Annotated in this window: 1 protein-coding gene; it reads right to left on the bottom strand. The window is 61.9% G+C overall.

Features of this window, described 5'->3' with window-relative positions; genetic code table 11:
• Window positions 1–244 (bottom strand): ATP-binding cassette domain-containing protein (locus tag SB765_RS32805; RefSeq protein WP_410932915.1); only part of this gene is annotated, 244 nt, incomplete at both ends.

The raw sequence follows: 244 nt of genomic DNA, 5'->3' as shown, positions 1-244 counted from the left end.
CGCCAATCAGCACATCGACAAAGCGCCGCACCAGCTGGCGGTTAATCGGGTCGAGCCCCTGTAGTGGCTCATCCAGAATCAGCAGCGTCGGATGCTTAACCAGCGCGCGGGCAATCAGCACCAGCCGCTGCTGTCCCCATGAAAGCGAGTGGAACGGCGCATCGGCCTGTCCGTTATCCATCCCCAGCAGTGCCAGCCACTGCTGTGCCAGCGCTTTTTGCCGGTCAGAAGCCGCCTGATAGAG

The organism is Pseudomonas sp. SIMBA_067 (genome assembly GCF_046534675.1).
GTDB lineage: Bacteria > Pseudomonadota > Gammaproteobacteria > Pseudomonadales > Pseudomonadaceae > Aquipseudomonas > Aquipseudomonas putida.
Note: the sequence above shows the minus strand (reverse complement) of the source record. Positions and strands in the feature narration are given on the sequence as shown.